19 protein-coding genes are annotated in these 16,315 nt (G+C 52.5%); 7 read left to right on the top strand and 12 right to left on the bottom strand.

Annotation, left to right across the window (positions count from 1 at the left end):
• Positions 1-50: 50 nt before the first annotated feature.
• Genes NR795_RS04680 through NR795_RS04670 form a run of 3 tightly spaced genes read right to left on the bottom strand, consistent with a single transcriptional unit; the run spans position 51 to position 3,610 of the window.
• Positions 51-1,958 carry a DNA topoisomerase III gene (locus NR795_RS04680; protein WP_257757324.1) on the bottom strand — a complete coding sequence of 636 codons (1,908 nt, stop codon included), beginning with the start codon at positions 1,956-1,958 and terminating at the stop codon, positions 51-53.
• Positions 1,959-1,961: 3 nt separating this feature from the next.
• Positions 1,962-3,005: a selenide, water dikinase SelD gene (gene selD / locus NR795_RS04675; RefSeq protein ID WP_144812175.1), complete on the bottom strand. Its 1,044-nt coding sequence runs from the start codon at positions 3,003-3,005 to the stop codon at positions 1,962-1,964.
• A 53-nt stretch (positions 3,006-3,058) separates the two neighbouring features.
• Complete coding sequence (locus NR795_RS04670) at positions 3,059-3,610, bottom strand: NAD(P)H nitroreductase (RefSeq protein ID WP_257757323.1); 552 nt, start codon at positions 3,608-3,610, stop codon at positions 3,059-3,061.
• Positions 3,611-3,773: 163 nt separating this feature from the next.
• Between NR795_RS04670 and sppA the strand changes: the two genes are divergently transcribed.
• Genes sppA through pncA form a run of 3 tightly spaced genes read left to right on the top strand, consistent with a single transcriptional unit; the run spans position 3,774 to position 7,351 of the window.
• Positions 3,774-5,627, top strand: coding sequence for a signal peptide peptidase SppA (gene sppA / locus NR795_RS04665; RefSeq protein WP_144812182.1), 1,854 nt, complete (start codon positions 3,774-3,776; stop codon positions 5,625-5,627).
• Between the two features lie 55 nt (positions 5,628-5,682).
• Complete coding sequence (gene ansA / locus NR795_RS04660; protein WP_238084433.1) at positions 5,683-6,699, top strand: asparaginase; 1,017 nt, start codon at positions 5,683-5,685, stop codon at positions 6,697-6,699.
• A 10-nt stretch (positions 6,700-6,709) separates the two neighbouring features.
• Complete coding sequence (gene pncA, locus NR795_RS04655) at positions 6,710-7,351, top strand: bifunctional nicotinamidase/pyrazinamidase (protein WP_144812188.1); 642 nt, start codon at positions 6,710-6,712, stop codon at positions 7,349-7,351.
• Positions 7,352-7,399: 48 nt separating this feature from the next.
• Here the strand turns inward: pncA and NR795_RS04650 are convergent, their stop codons facing one another.
• Both NR795_RS04650 and msrB read right to left on the bottom strand, forming a co-directional pair.
• A complete protein-coding gene (locus tag NR795_RS04650) occupies positions 7,400-7,672 on the bottom strand; it encodes a YeaC family protein (protein ID WP_257757322.1) in 273 nt (90 codons plus the stop codon).
• Positions 7,673-7,713: 41 nt separating this feature from the next.
• Positions 7,714-8,127 (bottom strand): peptide-methionine (R)-S-oxide reductase MsrB, encoded by a 414-nt coding sequence (msrB, locus tag NR795_RS04645; RefSeq protein ID WP_144812193.1) that lies wholly within the window; start codon positions 8,125-8,127, stop codon positions 7,714-7,716.
• Positions 8,128-8,468: 341 nt separating this feature from the next.
• Between msrB and gapA the strand changes: the two genes are divergently transcribed.
• Positions 8,469-9,464 (top strand): glyceraldehyde-3-phosphate dehydrogenase, encoded by a 996-nt coding sequence (gene gapA, locus NR795_RS04640; protein ID WP_042392940.1) that lies wholly within the window; start codon positions 8,469-8,471, stop codon positions 9,462-9,464.
• Positions 9,465-9,538: 74 nt separating this feature from the next.
• Positions 9,539-10,423 (top strand): D-hexose-6-phosphate mutarotase, encoded by an 885-nt coding sequence (locus NR795_RS04635; protein WP_257757321.1) that lies wholly within the window; start codon positions 9,539-9,541, stop codon positions 10,421-10,423.
• A gap of 45 nt (positions 10,424-10,468) precedes the next feature.
• Here the strand turns inward: NR795_RS04635 and NR795_RS04630 are convergent, their stop codons facing one another.
• The 3 genes from NR795_RS04630 to NR795_RS04620 form a co-directional block, all read right to left on the bottom strand.
• Complete coding sequence (locus tag NR795_RS04630; RefSeq protein WP_257757320.1) at positions 10,469-11,323, bottom strand: aldo/keto reductase; 855 nt, start codon at positions 11,321-11,323, stop codon at positions 10,469-10,471.
• An 87-nt stretch (positions 11,324-11,410) separates the two neighbouring features.
• Complete coding sequence (locus tag NR795_RS04625; RefSeq protein WP_144812203.1) at positions 11,411-12,157, bottom strand: MipA/OmpV family protein; 747 nt, start codon at positions 12,155-12,157, stop codon at positions 11,411-11,413.
• Positions 12,158-12,694: 537 nt separating this feature from the next.
• Positions 12,695-13,414, bottom strand: a complete 720-nt coding sequence (locus tag NR795_RS04620; protein WP_257757316.1) for a methyltransferase — start codon at positions 13,412-13,414, stop codon at positions 12,695-12,697.
• 75 nt (positions 13,415-13,489) lie between these two features.
• Here NR795_RS04620 and NR795_RS04615 point away from each other — a divergent pair, with 75 nt between their 5' ends.
• Entirely contained in the window at positions 13,490-14,173 is a 684-nt protein-coding gene (locus tag NR795_RS04615; RefSeq protein WP_257757314.1) for a hypothetical protein, read from the top strand.
• Positions 14,174-14,233: 60 nt separating this feature from the next.
• Here NR795_RS04615 and NR795_RS04610 read toward each other — a convergent pair whose 3' ends face one another.
• From NR795_RS04610 to NR795_RS04595, 4 genes are read right to left on the bottom strand one after another with little or no spacing between them, the layout of a single operon-like run.
• A complete protein-coding gene (locus tag NR795_RS04610; RefSeq protein ID WP_257757312.1) occupies positions 14,234-14,524 on the bottom strand; it encodes a hypothetical protein in 291 nt (96 codons plus the stop codon).
• Positions 14,521-14,832: a hypothetical protein gene (locus tag NR795_RS04605; RefSeq protein ID WP_257757311.1), complete on the bottom strand. Its 312-nt coding sequence runs from the start codon at positions 14,830-14,832 to the stop codon at positions 14,521-14,523. Before NR795_RS04605 ends, NR795_RS04610 begins: the two co-directional genes overlap by 4 nt.
• Position 14,833: 1 nt before the next feature.
• Positions 14,834-15,403 carry a hypothetical protein gene (locus NR795_RS04600; protein ID WP_257757310.1) on the bottom strand — a complete coding sequence of 190 codons (570 nt, stop codon included), beginning with the start codon at positions 15,401-15,403 and terminating at the stop codon, positions 14,834-14,836.
• A gap of 14 nt (positions 15,404-15,417) precedes the next feature.
• A complete protein-coding gene (locus NR795_RS04595; RefSeq protein ID WP_257757309.1) occupies positions 15,418-15,849 on the bottom strand; it encodes a hypothetical protein in 432 nt (143 codons plus the stop codon).
• Between the two features lie 39 nt (positions 15,850-15,888).
• Between NR795_RS04595 and NR795_RS04590 the strand changes: the two genes are divergently transcribed.
• Complete coding sequence (locus tag NR795_RS04590; protein ID WP_257757308.1) at positions 15,889-16,149, top strand: glycoside hydrolase family protein; 261 nt, start codon at positions 15,889-15,891, stop codon at positions 16,147-16,149.
• Positions 16,150-16,315 lie beyond the last annotated feature (166 nt).

Below are 16,315 nucleotides of genomic sequence, written 5' to 3'. Positions count from 1 at the left end.
TATGGTTCGCGCCGTTGTAGGCCCGGTAAACGCAGTGCCACCGGGCTTTTTTATGCTGAACTCTTCTTCTTTTTAAATGTCTTTTTGGTGCCGCCGCCCGGCGCAACAATCCCTTTAAACTGGCGAACCGGCGTGCTGCGCGCCTGGTCGATCAGCTGATAGAGCGTGCCCACCAGCGGCTGCATAAAGTCCTGGTAGCGGCACTGCTTCTCGCTGATCTGCGTCAGAACCGACTCCCAGTGGGCGGTCATGTCCGGCCTGGCGGCCATCTCCGGCAGAGAGTGGATCAGCGCTCGTCCCGCATCGGTAGAGAGAATGCTCCGCCCCTTCTTATGCAGAAAACCGCGCTTAAAGAGCAGCTCAATAATTCCGGCGCGGGTCGCTTCCGTTCCCAGGCCATCGGTGGCGCGCAGGATCTTTTTCAGATCCTTATCCTGCACGAAGCGCGCGATCCCGGTCATTGCCGAAAGCAGCGTGGCATCGGTAAAGGGCCGTGGGGGCTGGGTCTGACGCTCAACCACCTCACCTTTTTCACACAACAGCTCATCGCCCTTCGCCACCACCGGCAGCGGCGTGCCGTCGTTCTCTTCATCACGCTCTTTGTTGCCGAGCAGGGTTCGCCACCCGGCCTGCGCCAGAAAACGCGCCTTCGCCAGGAACTTACCGTTGGCGATATCCAGCTCGATCTCGCACTTGCGGAACACCGCATCCGGGCAGAACTGCATCAGATACTGGCGGGCAATCAGGCTATAGACCTTCGCTTCATTGTCATGCAGGTTTACCGTGCTGCTGCGCGCCGTGGGGATAATCGCATGGTGGGCATCGACTTTTTTATCGTCCCAGCAGCGGTTACGCCGATCCGTATCCACCACCGGCTGTGGGAGTAGATCCGGGGCATGGACGCCAATGGCCTTCATCACGGAATGGCGTCCGGCGAAGTGCTCCTCCGGCAGATAGCGGCTGTCGGAGCGCGGATAGGTGATCAGCTTGTGGGTCTCATAAAGCTTCTGGCAGATATCCAGCACATTCTGCGCGCTTAGCCCGAAACGCTTCGCCGCCTCAATCTGCAGTGAGGAGAGCGAGAACGGCAGCGGCGCAGGCTCCGACTCCTGCTTGTCGTTATAGCGCGTGACGTGCGCGGGCTGGCCGGAGATGCGTTTGACCACGTGCTCCGCCAGCGTCCGGTTGAGCAGACGCCCCTCTTCATCCTGATGCGGCTCGCAGGCCTCGCTCGGCTGCCAGAGCGCGGTAAAGCGCTCCTCTTTCGGCGTGACGATATGCGCCTTCACCTCAAAGAAATCTTTGGCGACAAAGTTCTCAATCTCTTCATCGCGGCGCACCACCAGCCCCAGTACCGGCGTCTGGACGCGCCCTACCGAGAGCACCCCCTGGTAGCCCGCGTTGCGCCCCAGCAGCGTCCAGGCGCGGGTCATATTGATGCCGTAAAGCCAGTCGGCCCTTGCCCGCGCCAGCGCCGAGACGCAGAGCGGAATAAATTCGCTGTTGGCGCGCAGGCGACCAATCGCCCGCTCTACCGCCTGCGGGTTGAGATCGTTAATCAAACAGCGCTGGACACGCTGACGCTTCTCCGCCGGGAGCTGGAGATAGTCGAGCACCTCATCCACCAGCAACTGACCCTCGCGATCCGGGTCACCGGCGTGAATAATCTCGCTGGCCTCGCCAAGCAGACGCTTGATCACGTTGATCTGCTTGGTGACCGAGGCGCGCGGCTGCAGCTGCCACTTCTCCGGCACGATCGGCAGATCCGCCAGGCTCCAGCGGGCGTAGCGGCTGTCATAGACATCCGGCTGCGCCTGCTCAAGCAGGTGACCGATGCACCAGGTCACCACCTGGCCGTTGCCACACTCGATATAGCCGTCGCCCTTGCGGTGCGGCTTTGGCAGCACGTCGGCAATGGCACGGCCCAGGCTGGGTTTTTCGGCAATAAACAACCGCATTGCTTAAATAATCTCAATCATTGGGCGACCTGCACGGGCAGTCACCAGCTCGCCGATGGCGCTCAGGGAGATATCAAACTCGGCGGCGGTGGCTTTCACCTCATCTTCCGCCTCCGGTGAAACCGCCAGCAGCAGGCCGCCGGAGGTTTGCGGATCGCAGAGCAGATCCCGCCATGCCTGCGGCATCGTGCCCATCAGGTGGCCGTAGCTGGCAAAGTTGCGCTGCGTACCGCCCGGTACCGCGCCCCTGGCAATATACTCTTCTACACCGGGCAGCTTGGGCACCGCCTCATAGCGGACCTGCGCCTGGACGCCTGCCCCCTGGCACACTTCGCTCAGATGGCCGAGCAGGCCAAAGCCGGTGACGTCGGTCATGGCTTTCACCCCTGGGATGTTCGCAAAGGCTGCGCCAGCGATGTTCATCTGGCACATGACGTCCCGCGCCAGCCCCTGGTGCTCCGGTTGCAGCAGCGATTTTTTCTCGGCGGTGGTCAGAACGCCGATCCCCAGCGGTTTGGTCAGGAACAGTTTGCACCCGGCCTCGGCGGTGCTGTTTTTCTTCACTCGCGCGGTCGGCACAACGCCGGTGACCGCCAGGCCAAAAATCGGCTCCGGGGCGTCAATGGAGTGGCCCCCGGCCAGCGCAATCCCCGCCTGCTGGCAGGCAAAGCGTCCGCCCTCGATCACCTCCCGGGCGATCTCTGGCGGCAGCGTGGCGATCGGCCAGCCGAGGATCGCAATCGCCATGATCGGCTTGCCGCCCATGGCAAAGATATCGCTAATGGCATTGGTGGCGGCGATGCGGCCAAAGTCGAAGGGATTATCCACGATCGGCATAAAGAAATCGGTCGTGCTGATGACGCAGGTCCCGTTGCCGAGATCGTACACCGCCGCGTCATCCCGCGTCTCATTGCCTACCAGCAGGTTAGGATCGACAAATTTCGCCTGCTCGCTGTGCAGAATGGTCTCCAGCACCTTTGGCGAAATTTTGCATCCGCAGCCTGCCCCGTGGCTGTACTGTGTTAAACGAATAGCCTGCTCGCTCATGGACATCTCCTGTCAATACGATTCCTGACTCATTAATAGCGCTATGGTAGCGCTTAGAAATAGCGGACGAAAGGGGATGTGTCCGGGATACTCACCGTGGTAGCGGCTTTCAGCTGCGGCGTGCCAAGGTAGAGGAAGCCCACGATCTGATCCTGCTCGCGGCACGCCAGCGCTTCGCGCACCACCGGGCTGTCGGTCAACGGCCCGCTGCGCCAGATGCCGTTAAAGCCCTGCGCCTGTGCCGCCATCTGCATCGCCATCACCGCGCAACCTGCGGAAAGCAGTTGCTCCCAGCGCGGCACTTTCGGATGTGCTTCACAGTGCGCAACCACCGCAATGATGAGCGGAGCACGAAACGGCGCGCTGCGGGCCTTGTCGATACCTTTCTCATCCTGTCCGGCCTCGGTGGCCGCCCGGGTCAGCAGCTGGCTAAAGCGCTCGCGCCCTTCCCCCTCTACGATGAAAAAGCGCCACGGCTGCAAGGTGCCGTGGTCCGGCGCACGCATGCCGGCACGCAAAATGTTTTCCAGCATCTCGCCTGCCGGTGCAGGTTCAGCCAGCCGGGAGGCGCTACGACGGTTAACGAGCAGTTCAAGTGCGTCCATTAGTTAACTCCTGTCATCAAATTTGGGCATAAAATTAACATGCGCGGGAACTTTGTTACAGCGTCGACGGTGATTCCTGCTGACAAGAGGCCGTCGGGTAATTAGGATAACCGCACATTCCCGCACGGGGTGCGGTGGTTGTTAAACAGGTTAGGGAGAAGACATGCGAACCCTTTGGCGGATTATTGCCGGATTCTTTAAATGGACGTGGCGAGCGCTCAATTTTGTGCGCGAACTGGTGTTCAACATTTTTTTCATCTTGTTGATTCTGGTGGGCGTCGGCATCTGGATGCAGCTGAGCTCCGGCCCGGCTGAGCATACCAGTCGGGGGGCATTGCTTCTTGATATCACGGGCGTGGTGGTGGACAAACCCTCCAGCAGCAGCAAGCTCAGCGCGCTGGGTCGCCAGCTGTTTGGCGCGAGCTCAGATCGCCTGCAGGAGAACTCTCTGTTTGATATCGTGGAGACCATCCGCCAGGCGCAGGCCGACCGCAATATTACCGGCATTGTACTCGATCTGAAAAACTTTGCCGGGGCCGATCAGCCCTCAATGCAGTACATCGGCAAAGCGCTGAAGGCGTTCCGCGACAGCGGTAAGCCGGTCTACGCCGTCGGGGATAACTACAGCCAGGGGCAGTACTACCTTGCCAGCTTTGCCAATAAAGTGTGGCTCTCACCGCAGGGCGTGGTGGATCTGCATGGCTTTGCCACCAACGGTCTCTACTACAAGTCTCTGCTCGACAAGCTGAAGGTCTCGACTCACGTTTTCCGCGTCGGTACCTATAAGTCCGCCGTTGAGCCGTTTATCCGTGACGATATGTCCCCTGCCGCGCGGGAAGCAGACAGCCGCTGGATTGGCGAGCTGTGGCAGAACTATCTCGGCACGATTGCTGCTAACCGTCAAATCACCCCGCAGCAGGTCTTCCCTGGCGCGCAAGGCGTGCTTGATGGCCTGAGCAAGGTCGGCGGCGATACCGCCAAATACGCGCTGGACAACAAGCTGGTGGATACGCTGGGCAGCAGCGCCGATGCTGAAAAAGTGCTGGTCAAACAGTTTGGCTGGAGCGATGTGGATAAAAACTATCGCGCCATCAGCATGTATGACTATCCGCTGAAAAAACCGAGCGAGGTGGGCAGCAGCGTTGCGGTGATCTTTGCCAACGGCGCCATCATGGACGGTGAAGAGACGGCGGGCAACGTCGGCGGTGACACTACCGCCGCGCAGATCCGCGACGCCCGCATCGATCCTAATGTTAAAGCCATCGTGCTGCGGGTTAACAGCCCTGGCGGCAGCGTCAGCGCCTCGGAAGTGATCCGCGCCGAACTGGCCGCAGCGAAAGCGGCGGGCAAACCGGTGGTGGTCTCCATGGGCGGTATGGCCGCATCGGGCGGCTACTGGATCTCTACCCCGGCCAACTACATCGTGGCTAACCCCAGCACACTTACCGGCTCCATCGGTATCTTCGGGGTGATCAACACCGTTGAGAAGAGCCTTGATGAGCTGGGCGTTCACACCGACGGCGTGGCGACCTCTCCGCTGGCGGATGTCTCGGTCACTAAAGCCCTGCCGCCGCAGGTGCAGCAGCTGATGCAGCTGAGCATCGAGAACGGCTACCAGCGCTTTATCTCTCTGGTCGCCCAGGCGCGTAAGTCGACGCCGGAGCAGGTAGATAAGATTGCTCAGGGGCACGTCTGGACCGGCGAGGATGCGAAAAACAACGGTCTGGTGGATGCGCTGGGTGACTTTGACGATGCCGTGGCGAAAGCCGCCGAGCTGGCGAAGCTGAAGCAGTGGCACATCGAGTACTACCAGGATGAGCCGACCTTCCTGGCCCGCCTGATGGACGGTTTCTCCGGTGAGATCCGCGCCATGCTGCCGCAGGCCTTGCAGGCCTATCTGCCTGCCCCGCTGGCCGCGGCGGCAGATACGGTAAAAGCTGAGACCGACAAGCTGGCGGTATTTAACGATCCGCAAAGCCGCTACGCGTTTTGCCTGACCTGCGCCAACATTAAATAACCCATCTCCCCCCGTCATCGGGGGGATTTTCTTTGCGGTACAAGAACTGACAACCATGCAAAAAAAATCAATTTATGTCGCCTACACCGGCGGGACCATCGGTATGCAGCGCTCAGAGCAGGGCTACATTCCGGTCTCTGGTCACCTGCAACGCCAGCTGGCGCTGATGCCCGAGTTCCATCGCCCGGAGATGCCGGATTTTACTATCCATGAATACGATCCGCTGATGGACTCGTCGGATATGACCCCGGAAGACTGGCAGCATATCGCAGACGATATCAAGGCTAACTACGATCGCTACGACGGCTTTGTTATTCTTCACGGCACCGACACCATGGCCTTCACCGCCTCGGCGCTGTCCTTCATGCTGGAGAATCTTGGCAAGCCGGTAATTGTGACAGGGTCACAAATCCCTCTCGCCGAGCTGCGTTCCGACGGGCAGATTAACCTGCTTAATGCCCTCTACGTGGCGGCGAACTTCCCGATTAACGAAGTGACGCTGTTCTTCAACAACCGTCTTTTTCGTGGCAACCGTACCACGAAAGCCCACGCGGACGGCTTTAACGCCTTCGACTCCCCTAACCTGCAGCCACTGCTGGAGGCGGGCATCCATATTCGCCGCCTCGGCAACCCTGGCGCGCCAGGCTGCAATGGCGAGCTGATTGTTCACCGTATCACCCCGCAGCCCATTGGCGTGGTCACGATCTATCCAGGGATTTCGGCCGACGTGGTGCGCAACTTCCTGCGCCAGCCGGTAAAGGCGCTGATCCTGCGCTCCTACGGCGTAGGCAACGCGCCGCAGAACGGCGAGTTTCTCCGGGAGCTGGAGGCAGCCAGCGCGCGCGGCATCGTGGTGGTGAATCTTACCCAGTGCATGTCCGGCAAGGTCAATATGGGCGGTTACGCCACTGGCAACGCTCTGGCGCACGCCGGAGTCATTGGCGGCGCGGACATGACGGTTGAGGCGACCCTGACTAAGCTACACTGGCTGTTGAGCCAGGATCTGGATGCCGACGCCATTCGTCAGGCGATGGCCCAGAACCTGCGCGGCGAGCTAACCCCCGACGAATAAGGAGCCTGTGATGACGCAACGAGCACTCTTGCTGGTGGATATACAGAACGATTTTTGCGCCGGTGGGGCGCTGGCGGTGCCGGAGGGCGATAGTGTAGTAGACGTGGCTAACGCCCTGATTGACTGGTGTAAAGCCCGTGGCGAGGCGGTGGTAGCCAGTCAGGACTGGCATCCTGCCGATCACGGCAGCTTCGCCAGCCAGCACGGCGTAGAGCCCTATACTCAGGGAACGCTGGATAATCTGCCCCAAACGTTCTGGCCAGATCACTGCATACAGGGAAGCGAAGGGGCTGAACTGCATCCTCTGCTTCAGCAAAAAGCCATTGACGAGATCTTTCACAAGGGTGAAAACCGGGTCATCGACAGCTACAGCGCTTTTTTCGACAACGGTCATAAGCAGAAAACCGGCCTGGACGCCTGGCTACGCATGCGCGGCGTCACCGAGCTTATCGTGCTGGGTCTGGCGACGGACTACTGCGTGAAGTTTACCGTGCTGGATGCACTGCAGCTGGGTTATCAGGTCAACCTGATTACCGACGGCTGCCGGGGAGTCAATATCGGCAAGCAGGATAGCGCCCAGGCGTTTATGGACATGGCATCAGAGGGCGCGACGCTCTATACGCTGGCGGATTGGGTAGAGACGCACGCATAACTAACGCCCGGTAGCGCTACGCTTACCGGGCCTACACATTCTACCTACCTACTTGAATGTCGCGATCGGTTTGGGCGTGATGCCAAACTCCTCTTTCAGCTGCTGTTTACTCTTCATCACCATCTGACCGTTGGTATCGATGGTCATATGCTGCGCGTCGGTGTTGTGACGCGCCTGCCAGAGCATCACCAGCTGCATGCTGTTCTCTTTTTGTTCCGGAGTCAGCGCCACGCCATCGGGCCATTTTCCGGTCTCTACTGCGGTCGCCAAACGCTGATACACCTCTGGCGTCATGCTGGCAACAAGCTCATTAATTTCCATCGTTCACCTGCTTTGGTGGAATAATTTGCTGAATCGATTCTCTAGCCCTTGATCTGCTCGCCATCGGCCTCATCGTTGAAGCTCAGAGAGGCGGAATTGACGCAGAAACGCTCTCCTGTTGGCTTCGGGCCATCAGGGAAAACATGGCCCAAATGGGCGTCACAATTGCCACAGCGGATCTCAATTCGCTGCATGCCATGTGAGTAATCGTTGAGATAACGGATCGCATTTTCACTTACTGGCTCGTAGAAGCTCGGCCAGCCGCAGCCGGAGTCATATTTGCTCTGGGAGTTGAACAGCGCAGCATCGCACACCAGGCAGTGATAAACGCCTTCGCGCTTGTTATGCAACAGCTTACCGCTAAACGGTGGCTCTGTACCGTGATTTTGCGTCACATAAAACTGCATTTCAGTAAGGCTGTTTTTCAGGTCATCCTGAGAGGATTCATTAGCCATATGCTTGCTTCTCGCTATAGGTTCATTTACATCTTTTGTCTGATTCTAACAAAACATTAACAGTGGCGTCCTGACTTTTGTTCTAAACTTAGGCGGTGCGAAAATGTAGCGGAGGAATTGTGATCTATTTCACGTTTTTATCCTGCATGCCCTTTAAAATCCACGCCGGCGGCCCCATACGGGTTGTAGCTGATTGGAATAGTGAGACGACATCGCCGCGCAAAGGTTATGCACAGGATTGATTTGTCGCAATGATTGACACGATTCCGCTTGACGCTGCGTAAGGTTTTTGTAATTTTACAGCCAACCTTTTATTCACTAACAAATAGCTGGTGGAATATATGACTATCAAAGTAGGTATCAACGGTTTTGGCCGTATCGGTCGCATTGTTTTCCGTGCTGCTCAGGAACGTTCTGACATCGAAATCGTTGGTATCAACGATCTGTTAGACGCTGACTACATGGCGTACATGCTGAAGTATGACTCAACTCACGGTCGTTTCAACGGCACCGTTGAAGTCAAAGACGGCCATCTGGTTGTTAACGGCAAAACCATCCGTGTTACCGCTGAAAAAGACCCGGCTAACCTGAAATGGGACGAAATCGGCGTTGACGTTGTTGCTGAAGCTACCGGTATCTTCCTGACCGACGAAACTGCTCGTAAGCACATCACTGCTGGCGCGAAAAAAGTAGTGCTGACCGGTCCGTCTAAAGACAACACCCCGATGTTTGTTAAAGGCGCTAACTTTGACAAATACGAAGGCCAGGACATCGTTTCTAACGCATCCTGCACCACCAACTGCCTGGCACCGCTGGCGAAAGTTATCAACGACAACTTCGGCATCATCGAAGGCCTGATGACTACCGTTCACGCGACCACCGCTACTCAGAAAACCGTTGATGGCCCGTCTCACAAAGACTGGCGCGGCGGCCGTGGCGCGTCCCAGAACATCATCCCGTCCTCTACCGGTGCTGCTAAAGCAGTAGGTAAAGTACTGCCAGAACTGAACGGCAAACTGACCGGTATGGCGTTCCGCGTTCCGACTCCGAACGTATCCGTTGTTGACCTGACCGTACGTCTGGAAAAAGCAGCGTCTTACGAAGAGATCAAGAAAGCCATCAAAGCCGCTTCTGAAGGCGACATGAAAGGCGTTCTGGGTTACACCGAAGACGACGTTGTTTCTACCGACTTCAACGGCGAAATTTGCACTTCCGTGTTCGATGCCAAAGCAGGTATCGCACTGAACGACAACTTCGTTAAACTGGTCTCCTGGTACGACAACGAAACCGGCTACTCTAACAAAGTACTGGACCTGATTGCTCACATCTCCAAATAAGATGTGACACTCAACTTAAGAGCGACTTCGGTCGCTCTTTTTTTTGGCTTAAGACAGAGGATTGAGAAACGAATATGATTAATAAAATTTTTGCTCTTCCGGTAGTCGAAAACATTACCCCGGTGATTTCCCGCCGCCAGCTGGACGAGCTGGAGTTGATTGTCATCGATCACCCGCAGGTGAAAGCCTCTTTTGCCCTGCAGGGCGCGCATCTGCTGTCGTTTAAACCGGCAGGCGAAGAGGAGGTGCTGTGGCTGAGCGACAATACGCCGTTCAAAAATGGCGTGGCGCTGCGCGGTGGCGTTCCGGTGTGCTGGCCGTGGTTTGGCCCGGCGCAGCAGCAGGGGCTGCCCGCTCACGGTATTGCCCGCATCCTGCCTTGGACGCTGACAGCCCATAACGAAGATGAGAACGGCGTGGTGCTGACCTTTGAACTGCAAAGCAGCGACGCGACCCGTGAACAGTGGCCGCACGATTTCACTCTCTTTGCCCGCTTTAAGCTCTGCCAGACCTGTGAGATTGAGTTAGAAGCCCACGGCGAGTTTGAAACCACCTCTGCCCTGCATACCTACTTTAACGTGGGCGACATCAGCGCGGTGAAGGTCAGCGGGCTGGGCGATCGCTTTATCGATAAGGTAAATAACGCGCAGGAAGATGTCCTGGCCGACGGCGTGCAGACCTTCCCGGACCGTACCGATCGTGTTTATCTGAACCCGGAAGCGTGCAGCGTGATCCACGATGGCGCGCTGAATCGCACTATCGACGTGATCCATCACCATCACAGCAACGTGGTGGGCTGGAACCCAGGCCCTGCGCTCTCTGTCAGCATGACCGACATGCCGGACGATGGGTATAAGACCTTCGTGTGCGTAGAGTCTGCCTGCGTGACCGTTCCGCAGAAAACGACTGAAGAGAAACCGTCCCGCCTGGCGCAAACCATTCGCGTCAGCAAGCGTTAATCATTAAAAACGCTATGCCCTCTCACCCTGAGAGGGCAGTTTTCCCTAGACCATATCCAGCGGCGTTTTGTGCCCCGGTGCCGGAAAGGCACGATTGAGCTGGTTCAGCTCATCTTCGCTCAGGTTTACCTCAAGTGCGGCAGCGTTCTCCTTCACATGCGTAACGCTGGCAGCCTTCGGGATCGCCATCACGCCTTGATGACTAATAACCCACGCCAGTAGCACCTGTGCGGCGCTTACGCCATGCCCATGCGCGATCTCCCGAACGGTGGCGTTTTCCAGCAGGCCATCGCGCAGACGTCCGGCCTGGGCCAGCGGACAGTAGGCCATCACCGGCAGAGAGTGCTGCTGGCACCAGGGCAGCAGATCGAACTCAATGCCACGGGAAGCGAGATGATACAGCACCTGATTGGTGGCGCAGGCTTGACCGCCTTCAACGCGCCACAGTGCCTGCATATCGTCATAGTCCAGATTGGAAACGCCCCAGCGCCGAATTTTACCCTGGCGGATCAGGGTCTCCATCGCCTCTACCGTTTCGGCCAGAGAGTAGTTCCCCCGCCAGTGCAGCAGATAGAGATCGAGACAGTCGGTGCCGAGACGGCGCAGGCTGGCTTCACAGGCGGCAATCGCCTTTTGGCTTCCCGCATTCCACGGGTAGACTTTCGACACCAAAAACACCTCGTCGCGCCTGCCCATAATAGCTTCGCCTACCACCACCTCTGCGCCACCGTCAGCATACATTTCAGCAGTATCGATAAGGGTCAGGCCGAGGTCGATCCCCGCCCGAAGCGCTGCCACCTCGTTTTGTCGCTGACGGGGATTCTCACCCATATACCACGTGCCCTGGCCGATAGCGGCCAGCGGCTGTCCGTCGACAAACTGCTCACGTTTTTCTGCCATGGTTTTCTCCTGTGTTGATTCTCCTGACGTAAAAACAAACAGGGCGCAAGCGCCCTGTTTAAATTCACCATCATCTGAGTATAAACATCAGAAGCTGTAAGTCACCCCGGTAGAGAAGACGCCGGCCCAGGACTTATCAACCATCGGGCTGTCTTTGATCTCATCACCCAGACGGGTATAGCGGCCCAGGCCATATACACTCCAGCTATCGTTCAGCTGGTAGCTGGCGCTCAGCTCCAGGTAAGGACTCCAGTCGCTGTCCGGATCGTAAGTACGCAGACCGCTGCTACGAGACTCATGGCCCGAGACGCCGTAGTAGTATTCGTTCTGGTTTTCGCTGCTCCACTCGGCACCAATCCCCGGTGTCAATGTCAGACCGCCGTTGGTATAGCGGTAGAGCCAGGCCAGATCCCAGGTGATACCATTGCTGTTATCAAGCGTGTCGCCCGCCAGCGAGGTGCGTAAAAAACCGTACTGGGTGTTATGCACATAGGAGAGACCCGCCATCAGCGTAGATTTACGCTTATCGAGCTGGCGCAGCTGCCAGTCATCGCTGTCTTTCGGCCGGAAGTGGAACGGATTGTAGTAAGCGGTGACAGAGAGCTTATCGCTCTCATCATTCCAGAGATAGTAGCCGCCGCCGAGGCCATGGAACCAGAAGTTTTCGCCTTCGTAGTTGATCACCGGAACGGGGGCAACATCGCGATCGTAATCTTTATAAGGCGTCTCAAGCACACCAACACCCGCGCCAATCGACCAGGGGCCCGCTGCGTTTGCCGTTGCGGCACATGATGCGATAAATACACCAAGCGCCAGAAATTTGAGTTTGGTCACAATCCTTTCCTTCCTGTAGTCAAATAATCAGCGGGAGCAGTGTAACCGCCCGCCTCCGTCATCCCAAATTTTTTCGCTGATTATTATATAACTGAACGCAACAGCATGCTTTTTTAGCATGACAACCTGCTTACGGATAGATGACAGAGAGATGAATCGCCTGCACCCCCCTTTATCTATAAAGAAAATAAATACAGATGAGTTATTGATATGTCATTGAAATTAGATTCGCGTCCAATGCAAGTTTTGCAAATGCCATCTACGCTTAATTTTAAGAAGGTGTATCGCGGGCGCGTTAACTGCTGGCGTTCACAACCTGGCATAAGGGTTGCTGCATTCCGGTGCTGAAGTAGAGCTAGCGTCGTTCAGCTTATCTCTTCCGGGAGCCTCCACTATTCATATGAACGGCTCTTTTCTTGTGCTAAAACGAAAGGACGCATAACTTAATCAATGGGAACATTCAAATTTGACTTGATTAGACAAATTCACATCACATTTAATGCATATATTTCAGTAGCTTATATGGTTCTTTTCAAATCATGTTTCTCTGTACTCAACCGTTACCACTTCACACACAACGTTAGTACCATGCCACTGATCCCGGTAGATTGAGGTATCGATACCGCACCCTGCTTCAAACGTCCAGCTAGTATCATTCACAAATTTTTTGTACTTTGCTGATTCTTTACGGTCATAGCAATGTACCCCGCTGTACACAAAACCTGCTGAACTTTGTGGAACTATCCATACACCATACGGGGCTAAGGTACTTCCATGCTCAATCACTTTGTACTCAAACTCTAAACCTGAATACTTACCCGTCTGCATTTCACTTGTTTTGATCTTTCCGAAGGGCGGATTACCATAGACGATATCAAATGGTTCAGTAGCTGTGTAAGCGAGAGCATCCATACAGATCCACTCTGCCTGGGGTAGTACCCTCTTCTCGATCATGACGTACTCTGGATTGAGTTCAACGCATGTAATGTGCTCGGGTTGGTTACGCTGGTACTGATCGAATGATAGCCGCCCAATACCTGCACACAGTTCAATGCAGCGTCCAGTACTGCCAGCATCAATGATAAAGTCATTTGATAGAAGCTCAGGGGTGAAGAAGGCTCCGGTTGAACCTACTGCATCCCCTGCATAGTTCTGGAGGATAAACTCTTTTTCATCGTATGTTAGTGCTCCATCTGGGTGTACTAACTCCATGACCTGCTGGTGTAATTTTGTTTCCTTTTTTGTTAATTTTCCCATAATCTATACCTGTACAATTTAAGTACGGGTATTTATGAGCTATTTTTTATATGACTATACAGAATGGATACACTAATGAATTTTCGCGATAAGTTGAATCTTTCTCATATCATTGGTTTCATTACAGGTGTTGTTATAACTTTATCTATTTTAGCTTTAACATATAAATTCCCTAAATGGATAACGGCACCTGGGATTACAGCTTTATTTGCTATAGGTACATTTTCATTAGCTTTATACACTGCCTTTCAACTTAAAAAATGGATTAACTCGAAAGTAAATGAAAAAGCATTTAAACGTTCTGAAGAATTACTTGATGAATTTTCAAAATACATACTTGCTGCTGCGAATATACAAAACTTCATGCTAAGAATGAAAGCCCAAGAAGAATATACTGAGCATTCATTCAGTCTGATGTTTGAAGAGTTAAAGGAGTTGCAAAAAAAACTTATTGACTCTAGCCACTCGCAAATCCTAATTATACATAGCTTTTCACATTGGGGCATTAAATTTATTGGTAAAAAATATTACCTGAAACAAAGAACACATTTTGTATACGTTAACTCTTATTGTAATGCTTTACTTTCAATTTTAGATCAACATAAATCTGACCAAAGTAAAGCCATCGACCCAGAAATCATAAAATATGCTCAGTTACTACGAAAACAAATCTCTTCAAGAATAGATTCAGGAGGTTATATCTTGGATGGAATAATGAAAATGAAGTATCAAAAATTATTCCTCTACGAAACCAAATGAACCCGATTAAATTCACTGAATTGCAAACAAAAAAGTGCAGGTGTGACCACCTGCAAAATCTTAACTGCCGCCTAGTAACAGAATTAGCACTTGGAAAATCTGACCTAGCGGCAAACTAAAAATTACTATGCCGAAATAGTCTAGTACTGGAACAAAAATATAGTTCCACGCGAGAATGAATGCCAGAACGTAGCCTAAACATTGACGCCATGTAAATCCTTGCCGCGTTTCTTCAAGAGTGATCTGATTTTGATCGTGATTTGTTTGTGCTGTTAATTCACCTTTGTTCTGCTCTTTTTTCTGGAAAAAGCTAAAACCATTTTTAATTAGTTCAATTAGTACGCTTATCATTCAATGATCCCCACACAGTACACCCAGAAGTGTTTACCCTTCACAAAGAGCTTCTTGCACTCAATTGCGTAAACGTCCATTCCTTCACCCTGTAGTGACCATGTTAGTAACTCACCCTCAGTAAAATCCTGTTGCGTTTCAAAGCAAACATTCATAAAGTATTCAATATTAATATTTTTCTTTTTTAATACTTTCTGGAATTTCTTACCTAGAAAGCATTTGTGAATTGGCATACTGTTAGCATATGGTACTATGCCATTTAGTTCGATTTCTCGAGTCAATTCACCATAGTGTTCTTCAAAATTCATCTTATCCCTTCTTAACTATGAATGAGCCACGTATGTCACTCATTATCAGTACTGTCCCCTTTTCTGCATTTCTGTAGAAATCATAAATTAGCTTTCGCTTCTTGTTTTCACGTACAGCGATCACACGTTTCTCTTTCTTCTTCTGTTTAGTATCAATCAAACGTTCTTTACCATTCTTACCCTTCACGACCTTGAAGCGACCATTTGAGAGGTTTCGTTTAAGCCCGGCAATGTTCCCCTGACTGGTTAAACGTGCCTTACTGGTAGGTATGAACTTATCAATAGCTTTTGGCTGTACCAGTACTTCATATAGGTAATGAGCCTGAATGTCTTTGATCATGATTGTAGTACTAACACCCGTACCCTTTTTTCTGTATAGGAATAGTACTGCACGGTTAGTAAATGGTACTGCACCTTTATCTACAGAATCGTTTAAATCTTTTTGCATTTTAATGGATAGTTCTCTTGACCTTTTGATTATTTCATTCTGGAAGTTTCTACCTAACTTCTCCCCTGTTTTATTAAGATAAGCCCTTGAGTTATCTATTCCATTTATTTTTACTTTCAACATATATATTTAATCCTTCAGTTTAACCATGATAGCAGCTCCTGCACTATTCCATGTAAGCGGCGTTTGTTTTCACCAGTTGGTAATCTTGCTTTATGCATAACTGCAAGATTAAGATTATGGGGCTTTAGACCTTCTGAAAGGATAAGAATAGTTTCAACCAATAGCGTTTCGTTCATAGTAGGAAAGCACCATAGGATAGTTTTTGTATAGTTATCACCATTATCAATCTTATCATTTACAACCTTGCTGCTACTGGTGTACTCACGCCACCCATTTTCTACTGAAGTACTCTTAATTTTTTTACGATCCTTAACACGCTTATAAATCTGTTTTGATCCAATATAACTAGTACCATCCTCAAACTGAAACATGTAAACGAAACCTGCATACATTCCATTAGTTACATCCTGTTCCATCCAGGTATCAGCATAATTCCATTCACACATATAAATACCTTTATTAATAATTTATAAGGTATTTATTCAATGGATATAAAAACAAGATTAAAGGAATATGAAGGTACAGCATCTTATCAGGCAAAGATGAAGTACTACCGTAATGGGAAATTTTACCCTTATTATGATAGTGAAGGTTTCGCGACTATTGGCTATGGTCACTTGATCAAACGTGGTGAAGATTTCAGTACTGGCCTTACCGATGCACAAGCTGATGCATTACTTGATAAAGATATTGCTATAGCACGAACCAACGTGAAAGTACTACAACTTACCCTACCTGATGACTGAAATGATTTTATTGTTATCATGATCTTTCAGTTAGGATTAGGTGGCGTTCAGAAGTTCAAGAAGATGATTGCAGCATTGAAAACGCAAAACTATAGTGAGGCGATTAAACAGGCTAAGGATTCTCTCTGGTATCGTCAGACACCTAATCGAATAGATAGTATGATTT

Origin of the sequence: Pseudescherichia sp. L3, assembly GCF_024656065.1 — a bacterium.
In the GTDB taxonomy this organism is placed as follows: Bacteria; Pseudomonadota; Gammaproteobacteria; order Enterobacterales; family Enterobacteriaceae; genus Pseudescherichia.
Note: the sequence above shows the minus strand (reverse complement) of the source record. Positions and strands in the feature narration are given on the sequence as shown.